This window comes from Actinomadura logoneensis (genome assembly GCF_003428695.1).
Taxonomy (GTDB): Bacteria; Actinomycetota; Actinomycetes; order Streptosporangiales; family Streptosporangiaceae; genus Spirillospora; species Spirillospora logoneensis.
In genome coordinates this window covers 1-2,639 of record NZ_QURH01000660.1, presented here as the reverse complement: position 1 = coordinate 2,639, position 2,639 = coordinate 1, and the positions used below count along the sequence as shown (strand labels likewise).

3 protein-coding genes are annotated in these 2,639 nt (G+C 74.1%); all 3 read left to right on the top strand.

What is annotated here, in order from left to right:
* Positions 1 to 123 precede the first annotated feature (123 nt).
* The 3 genes from DZF91_RS25260 to DZF91_RS25250 are packed head-to-tail and all read left to right on the top strand — an operon-like array spanning position 124 to position 2,554.
* Positions 124 to 1,335 (top strand): MFS transporter, encoded by a 1,212-nt coding sequence (locus DZF91_RS25260; RefSeq protein ID WP_117359722.1) that lies wholly within the window; start codon positions 124 to 126, stop codon positions 1,333 to 1,335.
* Positions 1,336 to 1,389: 54 nt separating this feature from the next.
* Positions 1,390 to 1,875: a hypothetical protein gene (locus tag DZF91_RS25255; protein WP_117359721.1), complete on the top strand. Its 486-nt coding sequence runs from the start codon at positions 1,390 to 1,392 to the stop codon at positions 1,873 to 1,875.
* Positions 1,876 to 1,933: 58 nt separating this feature from the next.
* Positions 1,934 to 2,554: a DUF305 domain-containing protein gene (locus tag DZF91_RS25250; protein ID WP_117359720.1), complete on the top strand. Its 621-nt coding sequence runs from the start codon at positions 1,934 to 1,936 to the stop codon at positions 2,552 to 2,554.
* The last annotated feature ends 85 nt before the right edge of the window (positions 2,555 to 2,639 follow it).

Sequence of the window (2,639 nt, the reverse complement as noted above, 5' to 3'; positions counted from 1 at the left end):
GGACGGCCCGGGCGCGCCGGTTGGCGGCGGCCCCGGTCGGCACCGGGTTTGTCAGCGGCAGCCTACGTGATACGTATGATGAAGGCTCGTAGTAATACGTATGACCCAACCTCTCGGAGTGTGATGCGCGGCTACGTGGAGTTCCTCCGCACCCCGCACGCGGCACGGCTGCTCGGCGGGACGCTGCTGGGGCGGCTCCCCAACGGGATGGCGATGCTCGCCGTCGTGCTGCACGTGCGCGCTTCCGGTGGCGGCTACCCGCTCGCCGGGACGCTCGGCGCGGTGCTCGGGCTCGCCACGGCCGCCGGGCAGCCCGTCCTCGGCCGCGCCATGGACCGGTTCGGCCAGGCCCCGGTGCTGCTGCCGGGCGCGCTCGCGTCCGCCGCCGGGTTCGCGCTGCTCGCGGCGTTCGGCGCCGACCCGCTCCCGGTGACCGTCCTCGCCGTGGTCGTCGCCGGGTTCGCGACGCCGCCGCTGGAGGCCGGGCTGCGCGCGCTCTGGCCGTCGGTGCTGGACGGCCCCGACAAGGTGCACGCCGCGTACGCCCTCGACGCCGCCGCGCAGGAGATCCTGTTCACCGTCGGCCCGCTGCTGGTCGTCGCCGCCGCGGCGGTCAACACCCCGGTCGCGCTGCTGCTCACCGGCGCCCTCGGCATCGCCGGGACGCTGGTGGTGGTCAGTTCCGGGCCGTCCCGCCGCTGGCGCGGCGAGCCCCGGGCGGGGGACTGGGCCGGGCCGCTCCGCTCCACCGGCCTGCGCGTCCTGCTCGCCTCGCTCAGCATGGCGGGCATCGCGCTCGGCGTCTACGCGGTCGCCGTCGTCGCCTACGCCGAACGGCTCGACTCCGAGACCGCGTCGGGAATCCTGCTCGCGTCGATGTCGGCGGGCGCGCTCGTCGGCGGACTCGTCTACGGCGCGCGGTCCTGGCCGGGGGAGCTGCACGTCCGGCTGCCGTGGCTGCTGCTCCTGCTCGCCGCCGGGTACGCGCCGCTCACCTGGGCGCCCGGCCTGCCGGTGATGACCGTCCTGGCGTTCGTCAGCGGAGTGTTCCTCGCGCCCACCCTGGCCTGCTCGTTCTCCCTCGTGGACCGGCTCGCCCCGGCGGGCACCGTCACCGAGGCGTTCGCCTGGATCGTCGCCGCGATCGGCGCGGGCAGCGCCCTCGGCTCGTTCGTCGCCGGATACGGCGAGCACCTCGCGGGCGTGCCCGGCGCGTTCGCCGGAGCGGGCCTCGGCGGCCTGCTCGCCCTGGTGGTCTGCCTCGCGGGCCACCGCACCCTGCGTCCGCCGCCCGTGCGCGCGGACGCCCCGATCAGCGGCGCGCCGGTCTCCTGACCCACCCCTCGAGACCGGTGCGCCGCCCCTCCCGCGGGTGGGTAGGATCGTCCCATGAACGGGCGGGGGGTATATCGGGGAGCGGCGCTGACGCTGCTTCTCGGCACCCTGCTCGCGGGCCTGTTCCTGATGCACGGGATGGCCGCGAGCCCGTCCCCGATCCACTTCGCCGACCCCGTCCCGGTGGCGGCCCCCGGCACGAGCCACCACCTGGCGGACGCGACGTCCGGCATGACGGTCGAGCGTCCGTCCGGCATGGCGGCCGATGACATGACGACGGTGCGGCACATGGCGGGCGGGGCGCCCGCCCGCGTCGTCTCCGCCGTCTGCTCCGGCCTGGGGCATGACATGGGCGGATGCCTCGGCGGGACGGTCTGCCTGGCGCTGCTCGTGTTCGGCGTCCTCGCCGCCGCCCTGGTCGGACGGTCCGTCGCCCTGCTGCCCGCGCGGCTCCCCTCCGCCGTCCGCTGGACGCGTCGCCGGGGACCGCCTCCGGCCCGTCCGCCCGATCTCCACCGGCTCTGCGTGCTCCGGCTGTAGAGGTCCCGCGACCTCGGTACGGCACGGAATCACCACCACAGAGCACGGAGAACGACAGATGAAGAAGCAGCGGATCCTGGCCGTCGGCATGGCGGTCCTCCTCGGCCTCGGCACCGCCGCCTGCGGCGGGGACGACAAGAAGGACGACAAGATGTCCGGGCACGGCGGCATGTCCATGCCGAGCTCGACCGGAACGGCGTCGTCCCAGGCCGGGCACAACGGTCAGGACGTGATGTTCGCGCAGATGATGATCCCGCACCACCGGCAGGCCGTGGACATGGCCAAGACGGTCCTCGCCAAGGGCAGCGACCCGAAGGTGAAGAACCTCGCGGGCCGGATCGAGAAGGCGCAGGCCCCGGAGATCGAGAAGATGTCCGGCTGGCTGAAGGCGTGGGGGCAGCCCGTCCCGGGCGCGGGTGACGACTCCATGGCGAACATGGGCCACGGCATGGACGGCATGATGAGCGACAAGCAGATGGCCGACTACAACAAGGCGTCCGGCAAGGACCTCGACCGGATGTTCCTCACCATGATGATCGAGCACCACAAGGGCGCGGTCACCATGGCGCAGCAGGAGCAGAAGACCGGTTCGGCGGCCGAGGCCAAGGCCCTGGCGGCGGACATCATCAAGGCGCAGCAGGCGGAGATCACCGAGATGAACGGCCTGCTGAAGTCCTGACCGCCCGTCCGGACCCCGGCCGCCACGCCGGCCGCCAGAGCGGCGGCCGGCCCCCGGCGGACGGAGCCGGCCGCGTCGGCTGGAT